Raw genomic sequence first — 16528 nt, forward strand, 5'->3', positions numbered from 1 at the left:
GGTCGGGGTCGAGGCCGACGATCCGCGCGCCTGGCGCGGCCCGCTTCATGAGGATCGCGAGCGATCCGGTGCCGCAACCCACGTCGAGGATTTGGTCGCCGGCCGTGGGCGCAACCTGCCGCAAGAAGGCGCTTCGCCAGACCGTCTCGCGAGTAAGGGTGTGGACGACGCCGTCATAGAGCGGGGTCAGCACCCGCCACCCCAGCGCGGGCACGAACTCTCGGCCAGCATCGTTCATTTTGTCACTACCCCTTGCTGTTGCGGCACACCATATGAGGTCCGTAGCCGCTACAGGGTCAAGGATGGATTTGCATGAAGATCGGCGAACTCGCCCGGGCGACCGGCGCAAATATCGAGACGATCCGCTATTATGAGCGGATCGGCCTGCTGCCGCGGCCCCCACGCACCGAGTCGAACTATCGGGACTATGGGCCGAAGGATGCCGAACGACTTGCCTTCGTGCGTCACGCCCGCGGCCTCGGCTTCGATCTCACCGACGTGCGATCGTTCATCGATCTTGCGGAGCAGCCCGATCGCGACTGCGCCGAGGCGGATGCCATTGCCTCGCGACATCTGTCGGCCGTGGAAGCCAAGATGGAGCAGCTCGCGCGTCTCCGCGACGAGCTGGGCCGGATGATTCAGGAATGCAGGGGCGGCAGCGTGTCCTCGTGCCGGATCATTGAGACGCTCGGCGATCACAGCCGTTGCGGCGCCGATCATTCGCCGGCCTGAACGGCGGCGAGAATGGATCGGCCGCCGAGGACCGCATGCGCGAGCCGGCTGAGCGTGGCCTTGGCGCCCCTGCACCCCACTTTCTCGGTCGCCTGCCTCGCCGCCATTGGCGGGCACTTGCCGGCTTGCACTTCCTCGCCCCGATTCTATGTTTGCGGAGGGCCGACCGGCGCCGCAGCGGGCGAACCTCGCTTGTGGAGCCGGCAGCAATTCGGCCGGGTGGCCGCCGCTTATGTCCAGGTCGTTCGCGACTAAAGGCGGCGGCGCATGTCCAAGCATGTTCTCAACACCCGGCTTGCCACGTACCGCCGCGATTGCCGAGCTGGTCCCTCGGCGCGGGGACGAGCCTGGACGGGTCGGCTCGATGTCGCGAAGGTTCGAGCCGCCGGGACCCCTTGCGCTCGCGCACGCCGACTCTATCCTGAAGGCGCGCCACATCGTGGCGCCGAGGCGTGAGAACCTCGCTTGTGTCACCGGCGCTTTCGTCCGGGCGGCCGACGCTTGTGTCCGGCTCGCTCGCGGTCGAGTGCGGCGGCGCATTTCCAAGCATGTTCTCGAATTCCGGCTTCCCGCCGGCAGCCTCGCGAGAGGAGGTCGGAGATGGGATGCGAGTGCGGCGGAGCATTGTCGATGCGGCCGGCCGCTTGCCGTCTCCGTGCGCGCGGAGTCTCGAGGTGATCGACCCCGCTTTACCGAGCGGGGCGCGGCTCGATCCGGCCGACCTCGAATGCGATCCGATTTCGCCAGCCGACAGCGCGCCCGATATCGGTACGGATGAATTTCTCTCCGATCTTTACCGCAGTGAGTCGTCCAGGCTCGTCCGAATTTTCGCAAGCCGTACCCGCAATACGGACGATGCCCATGATTTGGTGCAAGATGTCTTTTTCCGGCTCGCCCGGCTGCGCGGACAAGGCGCGCTGCTGGAACGGCCGCAGGCCTATCTTCGCCGCATCGCGTCCAATCTTCTGAAGGATCGCGCCAAGTCGGCGTCGAGGCAGTCGGTCGCCCTCCATGTCGTCGTGGAGGAAGAAACGCTGGCCGGACCGGACCCACACAGAATTCTTGAATCACGGGACATGTTAAGACGTCTCGAGGCGGCTATCATGCGCTTGCGTCCAAGGACGCGGGAGGTGTTCATGGCGCATAGGGTGGAAGGGCTTAGTTACGCGGAGATCGCGGAGCGCACCGGCTTGTCCGTCAAGGGCGTCGAGAAGCAGATGAGCAAGGCGCTCGTTCAGCTCGATCGCCTGCTGAACCGGGCCTAATCGCGCATGGCTTTCCTTCGAACGCGCGGGCGCATTCGCCGCGAGGCGGCGGACTGGCTTTCGCGCCTCGGCGGTGGCGCGGACGAAGCGGGCCATGCCGCCTTCAGGCGCTGGTATGACGCTGATCCCAGGCATGCGGAGGCCTATGATCGGATGGCCGCGATCTGGTCGGCCGCCGGCCGGCTCCATGCGCCGCGGGCCGACATGGCTGACGAGGAGCAGGCGTCCCGGTCGTCGCGACGGCGGGCGGGGTTCGCGCTGGCGGCCTGCCTGGCCGGCGGCATCGCCCTGATCTCGATCCTGCTCGGTTCGCGCTGGCTTCCGGATCCGGCGAGCGATCGGGCGCAGTCGCTCGCGACCGTGGTCGGCGAAATAAGGGAAGTCGTCCTGCCCGACGGCTCGCGGGTCGTGCTGGATTCCGGCAGCCATATCGAGACGCGATTCACCGCTTCGCAGCGGCTGCTGATCCTGCGCGACGGACGCGCCCGCTTCTTCGTCGCGCATGAGTCGCGGCCGTTCGTGGTGCGCGCGGCCTCGAACGAGGTGACCGCGACGGGCACCGTGTTCGACGTGAGCCTGATTCAGGATCGGCTTGCCGTGCTGCTCATCGAGGGATCGGTCGAGGTCCGGCGACTCGGCGGCGGGGGTGAAGCCGCCGTCCATCGGCTCGCGGCCGGGCACAAGCTCGTTATCGCCGGCCAGGCGCCGGCGGTGAGCCAGCGCGCGACGCGCGGCGAGACGCTTTGGCCGACGCATATGCTCGAGTTCGACGAGACCCCGCTTCGCGAGGCGGTGGCCTTGGTCAATCGCTACAGCCGCGTGCAGCTGGCCCTCGGCGACGAGCGCATCGGCAATCTGCGGGTCAGCGGCGCCTATCGCGCCGGCGACGTCAGCGGGTTCGCGCGCAGCCTGGCGACGGCCTTCCATCTGCGGGTCGACTCGCGGCCTGACGGTACGATCGTCCTCGTCGATCCGGGCGCACCGAGAGAAACGCCACTTCCAAGGTAGGGATTCCCCACCGCGCGTCGTCAAGGCGGGCGCGGCGCGCCGTCCGCACGACGGGGGTAGGAAGATGCGGCGGTATCGGTACCGGACGAGCGTGCTGGTCGGACCATGGCGAGAAGCGCCCGGGCGAGCGGCGGCCGACGCCGTCCGCAGCGGGCAGGCGCGGATCGACGCGGGCGGCGGGAGCCTGACCTGGCTGGTGCCGGGCAAGATCGAGGCCGTCGATGGCGAAGGTGAGGCGGAGCGTCGCTCATAGCCGTCATTGGAGTTGGTCCGCGGGTCGCGAGCGCTTCTCCGAGCTCCCGCGCGCGCAAAAAAAATCGGGGGGTGATTTGCCGGCCTGTCGTCAAGGCCTCCGAACGGCGCCGCATTCAAAATGCGCCGGGAAGAGGGGGTAGGATGTTCGGCCAGCCACATGCGCAGGTCGCCCGTTTCTTGGGGGCGACTGCAATCGCGACGATCCTGTGCGCGTCCACCGCACAGGCCCAACCGGCTCGGGAAGCCGATTACGCCCTGCCGGCGCAGTCGCTGTCCCGCTCGCTGCGCGACGTTTCGGTCCGTTCGGGAACGAGCGTCATAGCGCCGAGCGAGCTGGTGGCGGGCCGGCGAGCGCCGCCGCTGCGCGGCCGTTATGGCCCGCGCCAGGCGCTCGAGCTGCTCCTCCAGGGCAGCGGACTGCGGGTGTCGCTCGTGGGCCAGGCTCTTGTGGTCAGCCGCGCCGATTCATCGGCCGAAGGGCCGTCGGTATCGGCGACCGAGCCGCCGCAGTCCGAGCCGATCGTCGTCACCGGCACGAATATTTGGGGCGGCCAATCGACCTCTCCCGTCATCGTGCTGGGGCGGCAAGACATCGACGAGAGCGGCGCCAGCTCGGTCGAGCAGCTGATGGCCAAGCTGCCCCAGAATGCCCAGGGCGGCGTGAACCGCGAGAACTTCCAGGTCCCCGGCGCTGGCGCTGACCCGACCGAACATGGCTCCGGCCTCAATCTGCGCGGTCTGGGGCAGCGGGCGACCCTGGTCCTGATCAACGGCCGCCGGGTCGCGCCGAGCAATACCGGCGCCTTCGTCGACGTCTCTCTCATCCCGCTCAGCGCCGTCGAGCGGGTCGAGATTCTGACCGACGGCGCGTCCGCGATCTATGGCTCGGACGCCGTGGGCGGCGTCGTCAATTTCATCCTTCGCGACAATTTCGAGGGCGTGGAGACGCTCGCCCAGATCGGTTCAGCGACCAATGGCGACGGCGACCTGCTGCAGCTCGGCGCGACGGCCGGGGCCTCCTGGCGCGGAGGGCGGGCGCTGTTGAGTTACGAGTTTCGGCTCGAGGACGAAATCCTCGTCGCCGACCGGCCCTTCGCGATCAATCTCGCGCCGAGCACTTTTCTGTTCCCGCGGGACCGCCGGCACAGCCTGTTCGGCAATCTCGTGCAGGACATTACCTCCAGCCTCGGCCTGGAGGCGACCGGCTATTATGCGCAGCGCGACACCGAGCGCTCCTTCTTCCTGTCCGGCAACCCGGTACCGGTCGGACTGATTGCGGAGGCCGAATCCTACGGTTTCTCCGGCGGGCTCCGCTATCAGCCCGGCGCGAGCTGGTCGATCCAGCTCACCGGCGGCCACAGCTTCACGCGCACCGACGAGCGTCAGGCGAGGCCGACGACGACTCCGCTGGTGAACGAAAGGTTCATCCGAAATTCCGTGTCGGACCTTGGGCTCAAGCTGGACGGCACCCTGTTCGAGCTGCCCGGCGGCTCGGTTCGGGTCGCGCTCGGCGGAGAGCTTCGCTGGGAGCGCTATGACGAGAGCTTTCGGACCAATACGATCAACGTCACCTTCGACCCGACGCGCAACGTGGCGGCGGCCTTTGTCGAGCTTCAGGTCCCGCTCTTCTCGTCGCTCAACCGTCGCCCGGGCCTCGAGCGGCTGATCGTCACCGCCGCTGGCCGTTACGAGCATTATGACCGTTTCGGCTCGACCCTCGATCCCAAGCTTGGCATTCTCTGGTCGCCGATCCCGGGCTTGGCCTTTCGCTCGACCTACGACACGTCGTTCCGGGCGCCTTTGCTGTCGGAGACGGCGGGCGTCTACAGCGCGATCTACGTCCCCGCGATCTTCGTCTATCGCAATGCCGCCGATGCGACGGGCGTCGGGCTCGCTCTCGGCGGGAGCAATCCCGGCGTCCAGCCCGAGCGGTCGCGCAGCTGGACCTTGGGGGCTGACATAGCGCCTCGCGCGGTTCCCGGACTGACCTTGCGGATGAACTATTATTCGATCCGCTTCTCGGACCGGATCGCGCTTCCGGCGCCGTCCATCACCGTGGTCGGCGACCCGGCGTTCGACTCGATCGTCACGCGCGACCCGGACGACGATCTGGTGCGCGAGCTGATCGCCGGCGCTCAGGTCGCGACGGATGTGACCGGTCCGGGCTTCAGCAACGGCGGGGCCACCCCCGCCGACGTCTCGGCGATCGTCGATGGCCGCTTCAACAACACGGCGGTCACCAAGACGCGCGGGCTGGACTTCAACCTCGCCTATCGCTTCGCGGCCGGCGCGAGCCGCTTTCTCGTGGCGGCGAACGTCAACTACATCCTCTCCTTCACCGATCGCCTCCGTCCGACCAGCGCCACGATCGATACTCTGGACACGCCGTTCGGACCGCTCGATTTCAGAGCCAGGGCGCAGGCGGGCTGGAGTCGGGACGGCTGGTCGGCGAATCTCTTCGTCAACCATGCGGACGATTATCGCGACAGGCGCGGGACCCGTGACCTTCGCGTCGATTCCTTCACTACGTTCGACCTGGGCCTCGCTTATGACGCGCCGGGCGCCGCCCCGGCCTGGCTGCGCGGCACCAGGATCGCCCTCAACGTTGAAAATCTGTTCGACCGCGACCCGCCCTTTCTGCTGCCCGACACGGGCTCGACGAGCGGCACCGGCTACGATCCGGTCAATGCGAGCGGACGTGGCCGCTTCGTCTCGCTTCAGCTGCGCAGGAGATGGTGACCGCGGCACGCCGTCCGGCGGCGGGGGTGCTGGGCCCTGCGCTGGCCGCCCTGCTTGCGGGGGCGGCGGCGGCCGAGCCGCCGTCCATGTCCGCGCTGATCGAAGCGGCCGACATATCTGGGGTCACGGCTTCGCCCGACGGCCGGCTCGTCGCGTTTCGGGTCGATCGCCCGTCGATCGAACGGAACAGCTACGCTCTCGGCTGGCACGTTCTCGACGTCTCGACCGGCCGGGTGCGCCCGATCGCGGAAGGCGGCGAGCCGATCATCGCCGACCCCGGCCTGCTCGTCGCCGAGCCGCCGCTCTGGTCGCCCGACGGCCTTTCGATCTATTTTAGAGCGCTGAGCTCGGGCGCGGTGCAGATCTGGCGGGCTCCCGCCGACGGGACCGGCGCGGAGGTGGTGACCTCGGAGGATGGCGACGTCCTCTCGTTCGAGCTGGCGCCGGGGGGCCGCGCGATCCTTTATCGCGTCGGGCCGGCCCGCTCGGCGATTGAGCGGGCCGAGCTCGCGGAATATGAGTCCGGAATCCTGGTCGACGAGCATGTCGAGCTTGCGCAGAACATCTTTCGAGGCGCCATCGTCAACGGCAGGCGCGCGAGCCAGCGGCTGAGCGGTCCCTGGTTCGGCCGGGGCAATGTGCTCTGGCGGGAGGCGCCGCGGCTGAGGCGGCTCGACCTCGGCAGCCTCCAATCATCGGACGCGCTCGAGGAGCCGGCGGCCGGCCAGCCTCCAGTCCCGGACGGCGCATGGCGCGAGGCGACCGCCCGTTCGGCGCGGGGGGACATCGCCTTCTCCTACTGGGACGGAGGCCAAGGCAGTCTCGCGGTCGTTCGGCCGGGCGCCGCCGGCGTGAGAATCGAATGCCCGATTGCGGAATGCGCCAGCGAGCGCGTCGCCTGGGCGGCCTGGCGGCCGGGCCGCGATGAGGTCCTGTTCGCGAGCTCGGACGCGTCGCTCGTCCAGAGCCTTCGGCTGTGGGACCTGGCGTCGGGCCGGGTCCGGCTCGTGATGCGCGGCGACGGCCTGCTTGCGGGCGGGCGCGACGACAACATGCCCTGCGCGATCGCCGGCGGCCATGCGCTTTGCGTGCGCGCGGAGCCCGCATCGCCGCCCCGGCTCGAGGCGATCGATCTCGACTCGGGACGGGCGCGGTCGCTGTTCGACCCCAATAGGACGCTTCGCTCTCTTCGCTGGCCGCGAACGGAACGGCTGAGCTGGAGCGCGGACGGACGCCGGTTCACCGGGATCCTGTTCCTGCCGGACGCGGCGATTCCGCGTCCGGCACCGCTGTTCGTCAATTATTATCGCTGCCGCGGCTTCGTGCGCGGCGGGGTCGGCGACGAATGGCCGTTCGCGATTCTGGCCGCGAACGGGATCGCTTCGGTCTGCATCAACGCGACCCGCTCGAGCGGCGCCCAGAACGGGGTCGCGCAATATCGCGCCGCAGCGAGCGGAATTGAGGCGCTGATCGGCCTGCTCGCCGATCGCCGCCTGGTCGACCGAGCCAGGGTCGGCATGGGCGGGCTCAGCTTCGGGACGGAGGTCACTCTCTGGACCTTGATCCATTCGGAACTGATCGCCGCCGCGTCGATCGCATCCCCTCAGTTCGAGCCGGCCAGCTACTGGTTCAACGGTGTCCGGGGCCGGGACTATCACCGGGGTCTTCGCGAGGTCTGGGGCCTGGGGGCGCCGGAAGAAACGCCGGAGCAATGGCGGGTGCTTTCTGCGGCGATGAACGCGGAGCGGATCAGGGCGCCGCTGCTGATGCAGCTCGCCGAGCAGGAATCGCGCTATGCGGTCGAGCTCCATGCGCGGCTCACCAACTCCACGACGCCGGCGGAGCTCTACGTCTTTCCGGAAGAACCCCACATCAAGGTGCAGCCGCGCCATCGCGTCGCGGTCTACGGGCGCAACCTCGACTGGTTTCGCTTCTGGCTGCTCGGCCTTGAGGATCCCGACCCCGCAAAGGCCGAACAATATCGCCGCTGGCGCGCGCTCGCCGAGCGCTTCCGCGAGGCGGATCAGCCCCGCCGCGCCGCGAGCCAGAGTTCGAGCGAGACGAGGTCGAACACCCGATAATAGGAATCGTCCGCGGGCTGCCCCGCCCGGCGGAGATAGGCTTCGAGCGCGGAACGATCGATCAGACCGCGACGGGCAAGCCCTCCGTCGAGCAGGATCTCCGCAAGTCTCTTGCGGTTGGACGAAAAGGCGCGAACGCACATGCTCTCGAGCCGGCCCTTGGTCCTCCGGCGAACCACCGCGGCGGGGAGGAGGTCTTCGAAGGCGGCGCGGGCGACCGCGCGATTGCGGCCTCCGCGAACCCAGAGCCAGCTCGGGATCGAGAGGCAAAGCTCGGTCAGCGGCTGGTTGAGCAGAGGATGATGGACACGGTCGCCGCCCGGATATTCGGGTTCGAGGAAATGCTGGACCCGCACGAGCGATTCGACATGCTCGATCTTGCCCGCGGGAACGCCCTCCGGCCGCTCGAGCCAGGGATGGGGATCCGGGTGTTCCGCGACCGCCTGTGGAGCGAGGTAGCGCCGGTCGGCCTTCCACAGCGGACGCCGGCTTCCCCGGAGTCGCTTGCGCAGCGCGAGCCCGCCGGCGGTCCATAAGGTGCAATCGCCGAGGGCGGCGACGTCCTGCATCGTCGCGAGCCCGGCGGGGATGCCCGCCTCCGACACCGCGTCGACGATCGGGGCTGCGGTCGTCAGATAGCAGAAGATGTTGTCGCCGCCGGCCCCCGTCACGAAATCGTGGGTTCCGATCGCGCGCGCATGGCCGGCGAGCGCGCGGCGCAGCGGCTGCAGGACCGGGCTCAGCGGCGGCCTCAGTCCCGGAGCGCAAGGCGCGGAAAGGTCGAGCGGGGCGCCGTCCTCCATGAGCTCGGAAAGACCGGCGTCCAGGGAATCCGCGACCGCGCGCGCATAGTCCCGCTCATCGCCGTCCGGGGCGCGTGTGACGAAGTTGACGGCCTCGAAGCCCTTGCCGGCCTTGAACAGGCATGCCGCGACGATCGAGGAATCGAGGCCCCCGGACAGCTCGACGATCGGCCGGGTCAGATGCCCGATTTGGGCCGGAACCGTCGCGAGCGCGACCGCGCGCAACCGGCGGGCCGCTTCGTCGAAATCGACGATCCGGCGCTCGACCGAGGTCGACCGCCAGGGCGTCCAGATGGCCTTGATCGAGGCCGATTTGCCGCTCGAGCTTCGCAAGGTCCCGGGCAGAAGCTCGCTTCGGCCCGCGATGCCGGTACGCGCGGTGCGCAGGAACGGAAAGGTCAGCCACTGCCGGAGAAATTCCTCGTCGATGCCGGCGTCGGACGAAGCGAATGAGTCGATCACTTGTCCGTGCGAGAAATAAAGCTGGATCGCGCCGCACCGGCTGAAATGAACCGGGACCGCTCCGGACGGGTCGCGGACCACGGTGACGGCCCCGCCGTCGCGAAGGAAGCCAATATATTGACCCCATTTGCCGTCGAGCAGTGACCGGCCGCAGCTCCAGGCCGCATGCCGGCTTTCGGACAGCGTCAGCGAACCGACGACCTCGCATTCTTCCGTTCCGCGATACAGTCTGCCGACGATGAGGCCTCTCTCTTCCTCGAGCGGAAGCAGATCTGTTTCGGGAGTCGCGTAGACGACGAGATCGGGGCCATCGAACACGCGGTTGAGCCGTTGTCGCGGCGCCTCGGGCGGAACCAGCCCCGATAGCCAGGCTCTCAGCGCCTCGGGCTCGCCGGTCGCGGCAAGAAAGCGCGGCGCATTCATGCGACGAGAATCGGCGCGAACCCGCGCGCGGCCGCGAGCGTGTCGTTGAGCACCATTGTCCCGTCCTGGATCCAGCAATGGGCTCCGAAGGGATCGAGCTTGGCGCCTATCACGAGATCGGCATGGACCCTGCGCCGCCGAAGGAATTGCAGCAGCGCCAGCGAGTCATGGAGGCAGTTCGGCTTCACGGGCACCGCGCGTCGCGCCTGGACGAAGAGCGTAACCGCCCGGTCGCGGCGCTCGCGTCCCGCTTCGGAAGACGGTGCGCGCCCCTTTGCGGAGGGGATCAACAGCCGGGGCAGGCGCTTCCTTCGCACCGAGCGTCGGGCCCAAAGGGTGAGAAGAAGAACTTCGGGCAGGGCGCTCAAGCCGCCGCCGCTGCGCAACTCCTCTTCAAGGAAGCTGCGGTCGGGCGCGACATGCGTTGTCGATGCCAGGGGCTTTCCGGCGGGCGAGCGGGCGACGACTCCGGCGGCGATCAGCGCGTCGAGCGCGCCCGTCGGGATCTCGCCGCCGCCCGCGAGCGTCGAGAATGAGCGATCGGCTTCTTGCGGCAGGCTGAAATAGCGGTCGGCGAGGAGATCGAGAAAGATCCGCTGCTCTCCGATCTCGCAATAATATATCTGCGGGGGCAGGACGAAGCGCGCCATGGAGTTGGGCGGGCGCACGGCCGCTGGCCGCGCGCCCGGCGCGTCAGTCGGCGCTGATCGTGCCCTTGGTCATCCCGATGAACGATTCGGGATAGGGGCCGCCCTCGCCGCGGGTGTCGCCCGTGACGGAGCCCAGCTCGATCAGCTCGAGATCGCGATTTTCCACCTTCTGCATGCCACTTCTCCTTGCTGCGGACTCATTGCCGCCATGCCGATTCTGGGCGAAGCAGGATGGGATAGGAACTTTATACCCGGCATATTTGGAGGTTGTTTGTAAGAGCGCGAGCGAAGCGCGAGCGGTCGCGCGCCAAGGCGGGCCGGCGGCGATCCCTGGCCGGGAGAACCCGGCGCGCGACCGCTGCCGGCCGCCGACGGGCTTAGTCGTCGCAGATGCCCGGATTGGAGCGAAGGCCGACGGCCTCCCAGTGGGGCGCCGCGTCGCCCTTGGTGTCGCCGGACACCGTGCCGAGCTCGATCGGGCCGACCGGATTGTGCTGTTCGTTGCGCTGCATCGTCTTTCTCCTAAAAGCCGCGGGATCTCGCGGCTCCGTCAGGCTAGGCGCGGGCGCCGGAATAGGAATCTAATAAGGCGGCTATTTCGCGGTTGTTTCGGATGCACCGTGAAGCCGGCGCGCGGCAACGAGCAGTTCCGGCACGCAGCGTTGACGGCGGCGGTGATAGGCGGCAATCGCGCGGCGGAGGGGCCCGGTGTCCGGACCGGCGAGCAGGGCGCGCAGGCCGGCGAGCTCTTCGGCGTGGTCCGCGAACAGTCGCCTCTCGACGGTGCGCATCGCGGCCAGCCGGTCGCTGACATTCTCCACGGCCGCCTCGAGCTCGGCATTGCCGGAGCGGCGCGCAATGTACCGGAAGAGGTCCGCCGCCGCGGGGGCGGTGGAGCTTGGCATGACGTCCGCCTCTCCCGGACTGAGCGTGTCGGCGCCGGACCCTGAAGGACGCCGACGCAGCGCCTGCTCGAGCAGCTCCCGGCTCCACCGATAGAGATCGCGGAGCTCCGCCTCGGTCGGCGCGGGCACGCGAAAGCCGTCATTGCGCGGCGCCTCGACGAGCCTTTCGCCGACCAGGCGGTGCAGGGCGTCCCGCACAGGCGTGATGCTCGAGTTGAGCTCCTCGCCGATCGCGGCCGGCTCGAGATGGTCGCCGGGCGCGAACCTGCCGCTCATCAACTGCTCCTTGAGCGCGGGATAGACCCGATCGAAGGTGGGGCCGGGACTCATTTCACGATTCCCTGCGTCAATTTAGTCTGGGTCACGCCGCTGTCCGTCCTCGCTCCTGCGCGGCATGCGCGTCGACCGCCTCCACCTGATCGGGACGGAGCGCATCCCTGGCCCCGAGATGGCCGGGCGCCGATCCCTGCAACAGGACCGAAGGGCAGCAGCCTTCGAAATTGCCGAGATTGGGGCGGTGCTGCCGATAGCCGACCAGCCCCGCGAGCTCGGGTGCGAAGGTGCGGGCGATCTCCGGCGGATAGGCGAGGAACTGGTTCTCGTAAGTCTTGAGCCAGCCGAGGCTGTAGCCGGCGATCATGCCGCGCCGCACCTCGCTGCTGCGGTTGGCGCCGGCGGCATGGAGCGTCGAGCCGAGGAAAAGCAGGGCCGAGCCCGGATCGAGCTCGGGGACCTGCTCGGAAGACTCGGCGACCTCATGGTGGACCCGATGCCCATGGCTTTCCGGCCAGACGCGCGTCGCCCCATTCTCGCGCGTGAAGCGCGTGAACGGCCACATCACATTGACCAGATATTCGATCTCGCCGGTCGGGCCGCGCCACATATCCTGGTCGCGGTGCGGCATCTGGGCGAGCGCGCCCGGATGAACCGCGGTTGCCTGGGTCAGATTGAGCTGGATCGTGTCGCACCAGGGCGAGAGCACGCGCTCGACGACCCCGAGGACGAGTTCGTTCTGGACGAATGCGGCGGTGCGCGGAGAGCGTGCCAGCAGGCGGCCGAACCTCTTGGTCCGCTCGCCATAGAAGCGGCCTTCGCAAAATGGCGTCGCCTCGAAATCCGCCGCCAGATCGGCGTCAAGGGCGGCGACGTCGACCGACGGGACGAGGTCCGGGATGACGCAATAGCCGTCCACCAGCAGCCGCTCGCTCCAGCGATCGACCGCGCACTCCAGTTCATTCTTATCGGGCATGGTTGGTCCTTTCCGGTCAGGCCGCTGCGAGGGTTTCGAGCCGCTGCAGCGGTACGGGCCGGTAGATGCCGTTCGCCTCGAGAAGCGCGGGCGTCTCTTCCGAAATGTCGATGCTGAGCGCGCCGAGCATCTTGCCGCCGATCGGGCGGGGCAGGCCGAGCGGGCGGCAGCGCCAGCCGAAGGCGAGGATCTGCGACAGCCAGCCCATCTCGGCGACGCCGGTATAGGTCCCGATGCCGTTTTCGAGCGCGTAATGCACGAGGCCGGAGACGAGGCGGTTTCGGGTCTCGATCCGGGCCTGGGCGCCGCACGCGCGGCCGAGGCAGAAGCGGGTGATCTCAAGCACTTGAGGCCCGCGCGGGAGCGGTGCTTCGCATAGCTCGGGAAAGAGGGTGTCGAGGATGTGCGGCCGGCCGGTCTTCAGGAGGCGCGCGGAACCGGCATGGCCGCCGGCCTCGTCGGGGACGATCAGATAGGTGGCATGCTCGTCGTCGAATTGATCGACTTCGTAGCGTTCCTCAAGGACCGGGATCTCCCACTTGAGCAGATCGACGAAGACGCGCTTTCGCGCTTCGAACATCTCGCGCAGCGCCGGGAGGCGCAGTGGAACCGGAATGGATTGGGCGACGGTGACCATGTCTTTCTCCTGGTGGATGACATGGTCAGGATCGGCCGACGGGCGGGTCGGCCGCTATTCCCAGAAATGGGCATTGTCAGCGTTTGAGGATGTCGGTGAAGCTGATCGATCCATCGAACAACGCCTGGACGGCAAGCATTGTCCTCTTCCCCACCCCATAACGCTCGCGGGCCTGCTTGAGATGCCGAACGACCGTCTCATGCTCGACACCCAGGATCCTGCTGATCTCCCAGTCGGACTTGCCGCGCGCGACCCACAAGACGCATTCGCGCTGGCGATCGGTGAGCCTCGGCGGCGGCTGAATGAGCGGAGCGCGCACCCGCCAGAGCTTGCGCGCCGCCTCGAACGCGAACGCGCCGACAAGCTGGGCGAGCGGCAGGTCCTCCTCGCGCATCGGCGTGCCCGCCGGATTGGCGAAAGAGCAGGAGCCGTTCGATTCGCCCGGAACGTTCGCGGGAATGGTGAAGCCGTCGCCGATGCCTCTGGCTCCGCCGCGGAGCAGTATCTCATGGTCCTTCGGCGTCATCGCGATCATGCTCGGTATTTCGGACCAGGCGAAGCCGACGCTGGTGACATGGCTCGCCCGGTGGACGGGGTCGGAGACGCCAAGGCTGTTGGCGTCATAATATTCGACCCAGTCGCCCGGATAATTGTGCAGCCGGATGGCCGGCTGCGCGGCCTGCCTGATGTCGACATGATGGCTGAGCGCGAAATAGGTGAACCCAAGCTCGCGGGAAACGATGGCGAGGGCTTCGGCGAGCTCGGCTTCGGTGTTCGTCTCGCTCACGTCGCGAAGAAATGTCTGGGCACGCTCGAACGGGCGCATGAATTCTTGTCTTCACGCGAGCGGAGAGACGCTTCCAAGCCGCCACTGTCTCCGTTCCCGTCCTTTGTGGGCCTCCGCGCGGGTCTCAACCGGCAGGGGCACCGCTTAACGTTGGCGTTGATATTAGGAGCCTTTTTTCGGAATCCAACGCTCGCCCGCATGTTATTTGGCGATTATTTCGCAAGCGTTTTGTGACGGCCTCCAATGATCCCTTCGGTCGCTGTCGATAGCTCGCTCGAAGGGCAAGATGAACGGCGGACCTTGCCTTATGCCCGTCTCGTGGATTGCTTCGAAGCGAAGGCCGGTCTTTGCGCTGGCGATCGGGACCTTTCCTGCTTGCTTGACGATGTGACGCGTGAGCTCGGATTCGACTATTTCGCGCTTCTGCATCATGCGAGTCTCGCTTCGACCAGGGCCGGGCTCATTCGCATCGACACTTATCCGGCTGGATGGGAGGGGGAGCTCACCGCCCGCGGGCTCGTCGGCGCCGACCCCGTCCATCATGCGTGCGCGCGCACCAATGTCGGCTTTGCCTGGGCGGAGCTTCCCGATCTTGCCGTCATCGGCCGTCGCCAGCGCGAGATTCTAGAGAAGGGCAGAAGATTCGGGATCGCCGACGGCTTCACCGTGCCGGCCAATGTGCCCGGCGAACCGGGCGGTTCCTGCTCGTTCGCGGTCCGCGCGGGCCGCGAGCTTCCGTTCGACCGCCTTCATTGCGCCGAGCTGATCGGAGCCCATGCCTTTCGCGCCGCCCGCCGAATGCACGATTATCCCGCTTGCGCGCGCCGTCCCCGGCTCAGCCGGCGCGAGCGCCAATGCGTTCGCCTCGTCGCCGCCGGCAAGACGGACTGGGAAATCGCGGCCATCTTGCGGATCAGCGTCGAGACTGCCCACCAATATGTGAAGAGGGCAAGGGCCGCTTATGATGTGGTGAGCCGTGCCCAGCTGGTCGCCTGCGGCCTGCGCGACGCCCTGGTCAGCTTTGATGAGGCAATTCCCCCATATGGGTGAATAGGTTAGCGGCGCGATCGGGGCTTTCCTCGTCGCGTGGACGGGCAAGAGGAACATGCGGCCGACTGGAGGGACGCGGAGGCTTACGCGCCGCTCCTCGAAGCCGACCGCTCGATCTTCGCCTGGGAATGGCTTCGCCGGGATCGCGGCTATCGCGCCGCCGCTATTGCGGAGCGCCCATCGGCGGCCGGAAGTTCGTCGGCGCCGGAGCGGTGGGGTCTCCATGCCTTCGAGAATCCTCGCTTGGCCGCACCCGATGCGCGACCGCTCTGGCGCGCCGACGTCCATGCCCCCGTGCTTCCGGCCCTCGGCGCCCGCCCGGGTCCGGCGTCCGAGGCGTTCGACCTCGCGCGCTTCGCAGCGATGGCGACGATCCTCAAGGTTCCGCACGGCCGGGAGCATCTGCTCGTCTCGGACGGGCTTCGCACCATCCGCCTCGACATCCTCGCCGGCACCGTGACGGGCGGTCCGGTGCAGCTCCGATATCTGCTCACGGGCTTTGAGGCAGCCGAGCGGCCGCTGATGACGCTCAGGCGCCTGCTCGCGCTTCAGCGCACCGGCCGGTTCAGCTGCTCGCTCCATCGCCCGGAGAGTCGCGCGAGGCGGTGGATCCTGATGCTTCGCGCCCATGACGCGCTCGCGGCCGGTGCCGATCAGCGCGAGATCGCCGCGGCGCTGCTGAATCGGGCGGCCGGGGAACGGCGCTGGCGCAGCGACGCGCCGAGCCTTCGCTCGCAGGTCCAGCGCCTCGTCCGAGGGGCCCGATGCATGGCGTCCGGCGGCTATCGAGAGCAGCTTCGATAATTTGTTGGACCGGCAGCGTCCCCCCGGGAGCCCGCACCGTCCTCAGGCGGCACAGCAGCCGCCCGGGCCGCCTCCGGCCTGCGCTTGCTGGATCGGTGGGCAGGGCATGTCGCCATAAGAGCAAAAGACGCAGCAGTCGCCCTTCAACGGCTTGAGAAGGGCGCCGCAGTGGCGGCAATCGTAGAAATATTGGCAGGAGTTGGTCGGCATCGTCTCGACGGAGACGCCGCCGCATTCCGGGCAGGTCAGGCTTGAGGCCGGCTGAATCATGCGCCACCCAATAGCCGCATAAGCGGCGTCTCGACGAAGCTCCAGGAGGCTGAGATCGCCACGAAGGTGGTGGAGAGGCAGAGCATGAGAAAGGTCGCGCGCGAAGGGCGCGCCATGGCGCAATTCGGGTCGCGAGCACAGGCGCGCTTCCGCCGCAGATAGAGGAGCCACGCGGCCGCGACCGCCACCACCGCAACGATCGTCAACGGCCAGTGGAAGGGAACGAATGCCGCGAGGCCGCCTGCGCCGAGCCCGACCGCACCGAGCGCCAGTGGCAGGACGCAGCAGGCTGCGGCCGAGAACAAGGCGGCAGAGCTTGCGACGGTCCCCGCTGCCGCGATGCTCGCGGTCCTCGTAATGACGGCTGGTGGCGTCCCGGTGCTGTCAATCAAATATCGTCTCCAGCGC

The 16528-nt window shown here is 68.0% G+C and carries 19 protein-coding genes and 1 pseudogene; 9 read left to right on the top strand and 11 right to left on the bottom strand.

Annotation, left to right across the window (positions count from 1 at the left end; genetic code table 11):
- On the bottom strand, nucleotides 1-238 hold a 238-nt coding region (locus tag ACT4N8_RS03725), incomplete at its 3' end, for a methyltransferase (RefSeq protein WP_444856791.1).
- A 74-nt stretch (nucleotides 239-312) separates the two neighbouring features.
- Between ACT4N8_RS03725 and ACT4N8_RS03730 the strand changes: the two genes are divergently transcribed.
- The 6 genes from ACT4N8_RS03730 to ACT4N8_RS03755 all read left to right on the top strand — a co-directional run bounded on the left by ACT4N8_RS03730 (nucleotide 313) and on the right by ACT4N8_RS03755 (nucleotide 8080).
- On the top strand, nucleotides 313-732 hold the full coding sequence (locus ACT4N8_RS03730) for a MerR family transcriptional regulator (protein WP_444856792.1): 420 nt from the start codon (nucleotides 313-315) through the stop codon (nucleotides 730-732).
- A 674-nt stretch (nucleotides 733-1406) separates the two neighbouring features.
- Nucleotides 1407-1997 carry an RNA polymerase sigma factor gene (locus tag ACT4N8_RS03735; protein ID WP_444856793.1) on the top strand — a complete coding sequence of 197 codons (591 nt, stop codon included), beginning with the start codon at nucleotides 1407-1409 and terminating at the stop codon, nucleotides 1995-1997.
- A gap of 6 nt (nucleotides 1998-2003) precedes the next feature.
- Nucleotides 2004-3005, top strand: a complete 1002-nt coding sequence (locus ACT4N8_RS03740; protein ID WP_444856794.1) for a FecR family protein — start codon at nucleotides 2004-2006, stop codon at nucleotides 3003-3005.
- 64 nt (nucleotides 3006-3069) lie between these two features.
- Nucleotides 3070-3258, top strand: a complete 189-nt coding sequence (locus ACT4N8_RS03745; protein WP_444856795.1) for a hypothetical protein — start codon at nucleotides 3070-3072, stop codon at nucleotides 3256-3258.
- 143 nt (nucleotides 3259-3401) lie between these two features.
- Nucleotides 3402-5999: a TonB-dependent receptor domain-containing protein gene (locus ACT4N8_RS03750; protein ID WP_444856796.1), complete on the top strand. Its 2598-nt coding sequence runs from the start codon at nucleotides 3402-3404 to the stop codon at nucleotides 5997-5999.
- The gene (locus ACT4N8_RS03755; RefSeq protein ID WP_444856797.1) at nucleotides 5993-8080 is read left to right on the top strand and encodes an Atxe2 family lasso peptide isopeptidase; all 2088 of its coding nucleotides are present in this window, start codon (nucleotides 5993-5995) and stop codon (nucleotides 8078-8080) included. The genes ACT4N8_RS03750 and ACT4N8_RS03755 overlap by 7 nt, the downstream gene beginning before the upstream one ends.
- On the opposite strand, the gene ACT4N8_RS03760 is transcribed toward ACT4N8_RS03755, so the two are convergent.
- The 8 genes from ACT4N8_RS03760 to ACT4N8_RS03795 form a co-directional block, all read right to left on the bottom strand.
- Complete coding sequence (locus ACT4N8_RS03760) at nucleotides 8023-9768, bottom strand: asparagine synthase-related protein (RefSeq protein WP_444856798.1); 1746 nt, start codon at nucleotides 9766-9768, stop codon at nucleotides 8023-8025. The genes ACT4N8_RS03755 and ACT4N8_RS03760 overlap by 58 nt on opposite strands.
- Nucleotides 9765-10418, bottom strand: coding sequence for a lasso peptide biosynthesis B2 protein (locus ACT4N8_RS03765; RefSeq protein WP_444856799.1), 654 nt, complete (start codon nucleotides 10416-10418; stop codon nucleotides 9765-9767). Before ACT4N8_RS03765 ends, ACT4N8_RS03760 begins: the two co-directional genes overlap by 4 nt.
- Before the next feature lie 43 nt (nucleotides 10419-10461).
- On the bottom strand, nucleotides 10462-10593 hold the full coding sequence (locus ACT4N8_RS03770; RefSeq protein WP_444856800.1) for a hypothetical protein: 132 nt from the start codon (nucleotides 10591-10593) through the stop codon (nucleotides 10462-10464).
- A 202-nt stretch (nucleotides 10594-10795) separates the two neighbouring features.
- On the bottom strand, nucleotides 10796-10930 hold the full coding sequence (locus ACT4N8_RS03775; protein WP_444856801.1) for a hypothetical protein: 135 nt from the start codon (nucleotides 10928-10930) through the stop codon (nucleotides 10796-10798).
- Nucleotides 10931-11011: 81 nt separating this feature from the next.
- Complete coding sequence (locus ACT4N8_RS03780; protein ID WP_444856802.1) at nucleotides 11012-11653, bottom strand: GntR family transcriptional regulator; 642 nt, start codon at nucleotides 11651-11653, stop codon at nucleotides 11012-11014.
- A 31-nt stretch (nucleotides 11654-11684) separates the two neighbouring features.
- Nucleotides 11685-12572: a phytanoyl-CoA dioxygenase family protein gene (locus tag ACT4N8_RS03785; RefSeq protein ID WP_444856803.1), complete on the bottom strand. Its 888-nt coding sequence runs from the start codon at nucleotides 12570-12572 to the stop codon at nucleotides 11685-11687.
- Between the two features lie 16 nt (nucleotides 12573-12588).
- The gene (locus ACT4N8_RS03790) at nucleotides 12589-13209 is read right to left on the bottom strand and encodes an acyl-homoserine-lactone synthase (protein WP_444856804.1); all 621 of its coding nucleotides are present in this window, start codon (nucleotides 13207-13209) and stop codon (nucleotides 12589-12591) included.
- Between the two features lie 76 nt (nucleotides 13210-13285).
- On the bottom strand, nucleotides 13286-14035 hold the full coding sequence (locus tag ACT4N8_RS03795) for a LuxR family transcriptional regulator (protein WP_444856805.1): 750 nt from the start codon (nucleotides 14033-14035) through the stop codon (nucleotides 13286-13288).
- A gap of 204 nt (nucleotides 14036-14239) precedes the next feature.
- Between ACT4N8_RS03795 and ACT4N8_RS03800 the strand changes: the two genes are divergently transcribed.
- The 3 genes and pseudogenes from ACT4N8_RS03800 (at nucleotide 14240) to ACT4N8_RS03810 (ending at nucleotide 15850) form a co-directional block, all read left to right on the top strand.
- Complete coding sequence (locus tag ACT4N8_RS03800; protein WP_444856806.1) at nucleotides 14240-15046, top strand: LuxR family transcriptional regulator; 807 nt, start codon at nucleotides 14240-14242, stop codon at nucleotides 15044-15046.
- Between the two features lie 36 nt (nucleotides 15047-15082).
- A pseudogene (locus ACT4N8_RS03805) lies at nucleotides 15083-15259 on the top strand (transcriptional regulator domain-containing protein); the annotation flags it as partial.
- A 30-nt stretch (nucleotides 15260-15289) separates the two neighbouring features.
- Nucleotides 15290-15850, top strand: coding sequence for a DNA -binding domain-containing protein (locus tag ACT4N8_RS03810; protein ID WP_444856835.1), 561 nt, complete (start codon nucleotides 15290-15292; stop codon nucleotides 15848-15850).
- A 42-nt stretch (nucleotides 15851-15892) separates the two neighbouring features.
- Here the strand turns inward: ACT4N8_RS03810 and ACT4N8_RS03815 are convergent, their stop codons facing one another.
- Together ACT4N8_RS03815 and ACT4N8_RS03820 are read right to left on the bottom strand one after the other, a co-directional pair.
- Nucleotides 15893-16120, bottom strand: a complete 228-nt coding sequence (locus ACT4N8_RS03815) for a GDCCVxC domain-containing (seleno)protein (protein ID WP_444856807.1) — start codon at nucleotides 16118-16120, stop codon at nucleotides 15893-15895.
- Nucleotides 16117-16512, bottom strand: a complete 396-nt coding sequence (locus tag ACT4N8_RS03820) for a hypothetical protein (RefSeq protein WP_444856808.1) — start codon at nucleotides 16510-16512, stop codon at nucleotides 16117-16119. Before ACT4N8_RS03820 ends, ACT4N8_RS03815 begins: the two co-directional genes overlap by 4 nt.
- Nucleotides 16513-16528 lie beyond the last annotated feature (16 nt).

It is taken from the genome of Sphingosinicella sp. (genome assembly GCF_052387495.1).
GTDB lineage: Bacteria > Pseudomonadota > Alphaproteobacteria > Sphingomonadales > Sphingomonadaceae > Allosphingosinicella.

Coding starts and splice junctions, on each gene's coding strand:
- ACT4N8_RS03730 (WP_444856792.1), top strand. CDS start 313: ATGAAGATCGGCGAACTCGCCCGGGCGACCGGCGCAAATATCGAGACG.
- ACT4N8_RS03740 (WP_444856794.1), top strand. CDS start 2,004: ATGGCTTTCCTTCGAACGCGCGGGCGCATTCGCCGCGAGGCGGCGGAC.
- ACT4N8_RS03745 (WP_444856795.1), top strand. CDS start 3,070: ATGCGGCGGTATCGGTACCGGACGAGCGTGCTGGTCGGACCATGGCGA.
- ACT4N8_RS03750 (WP_444856796.1), top strand. CDS start 3,402: ATGTTCGGCCAGCCACATGCGCAGGTCGCCCGTTTCTTGGGGGCGACT.
- ACT4N8_RS03755 (WP_444856797.1), top strand. CDS start 5,993: ATGGTGACCGCGGCACGCCGTCCGGCGGCGGGGGTGCTGGGCCCTGCG.
- ACT4N8_RS03760 (WP_444856798.1), bottom strand. CDS start 9,768: ATGAATGCGCCGCGCTTTCTTGCCGCGACCGGCGAGCCCGAGGCGCTG.
- ACT4N8_RS03765 (WP_444856799.1), bottom strand. CDS start 10,418: ATGGCGCGCTTCGTCCTGCCCCCGCAGATATATTATTGCGAGATCGGA.
- ACT4N8_RS03770 (WP_444856800.1), bottom strand. CDS start 10,593: ATGCAGAAGGTGGAAAATCGCGATCTCGAGCTGATCGAGCTGGGCTCC.
- ACT4N8_RS03775 (WP_444856801.1), bottom strand. CDS start 10,930: ATGCAGCGCAACGAACAGCACAATCCGGTCGGCCCGATCGAGCTCGGC.
- ACT4N8_RS03780 (WP_444856802.1), bottom strand. CDS start 11,653: ATGAGTCCCGGCCCCACCTTCGATCGGGTCTATCCCGCGCTCAAGGAG.
- ACT4N8_RS03785 (WP_444856803.1), bottom strand. CDS start 12,572: ATGCCCGATAAGAATGAACTGGAGTGCGCGGTCGATCGCTGGAGCGAG.
- ACT4N8_RS03790 (WP_444856804.1), bottom strand. CDS start 13,209: ATGGTCACCGTCGCCCAATCCATTCCGGTTCCACTGCGCCTCCCGGCG.
- ACT4N8_RS03795 (WP_444856805.1), bottom strand. CDS start 14,035: ATGCGCCCGTTCGAGCGTGCCCAGACATTTCTTCGCGACGTGAGCGAG.
- ACT4N8_RS03800 (WP_444856806.1), top strand. CDS start 14,240: ATGATCCCTTCGGTCGCTGTCGATAGCTCGCTCGAAGGGCAAGATGAA.
- ACT4N8_RS03815 (WP_444856807.1), bottom strand. CDS start 16,120: ATGATTCAGCCGGCCTCAAGCCTGACCTGCCCGGAATGCGGCGGCGTC.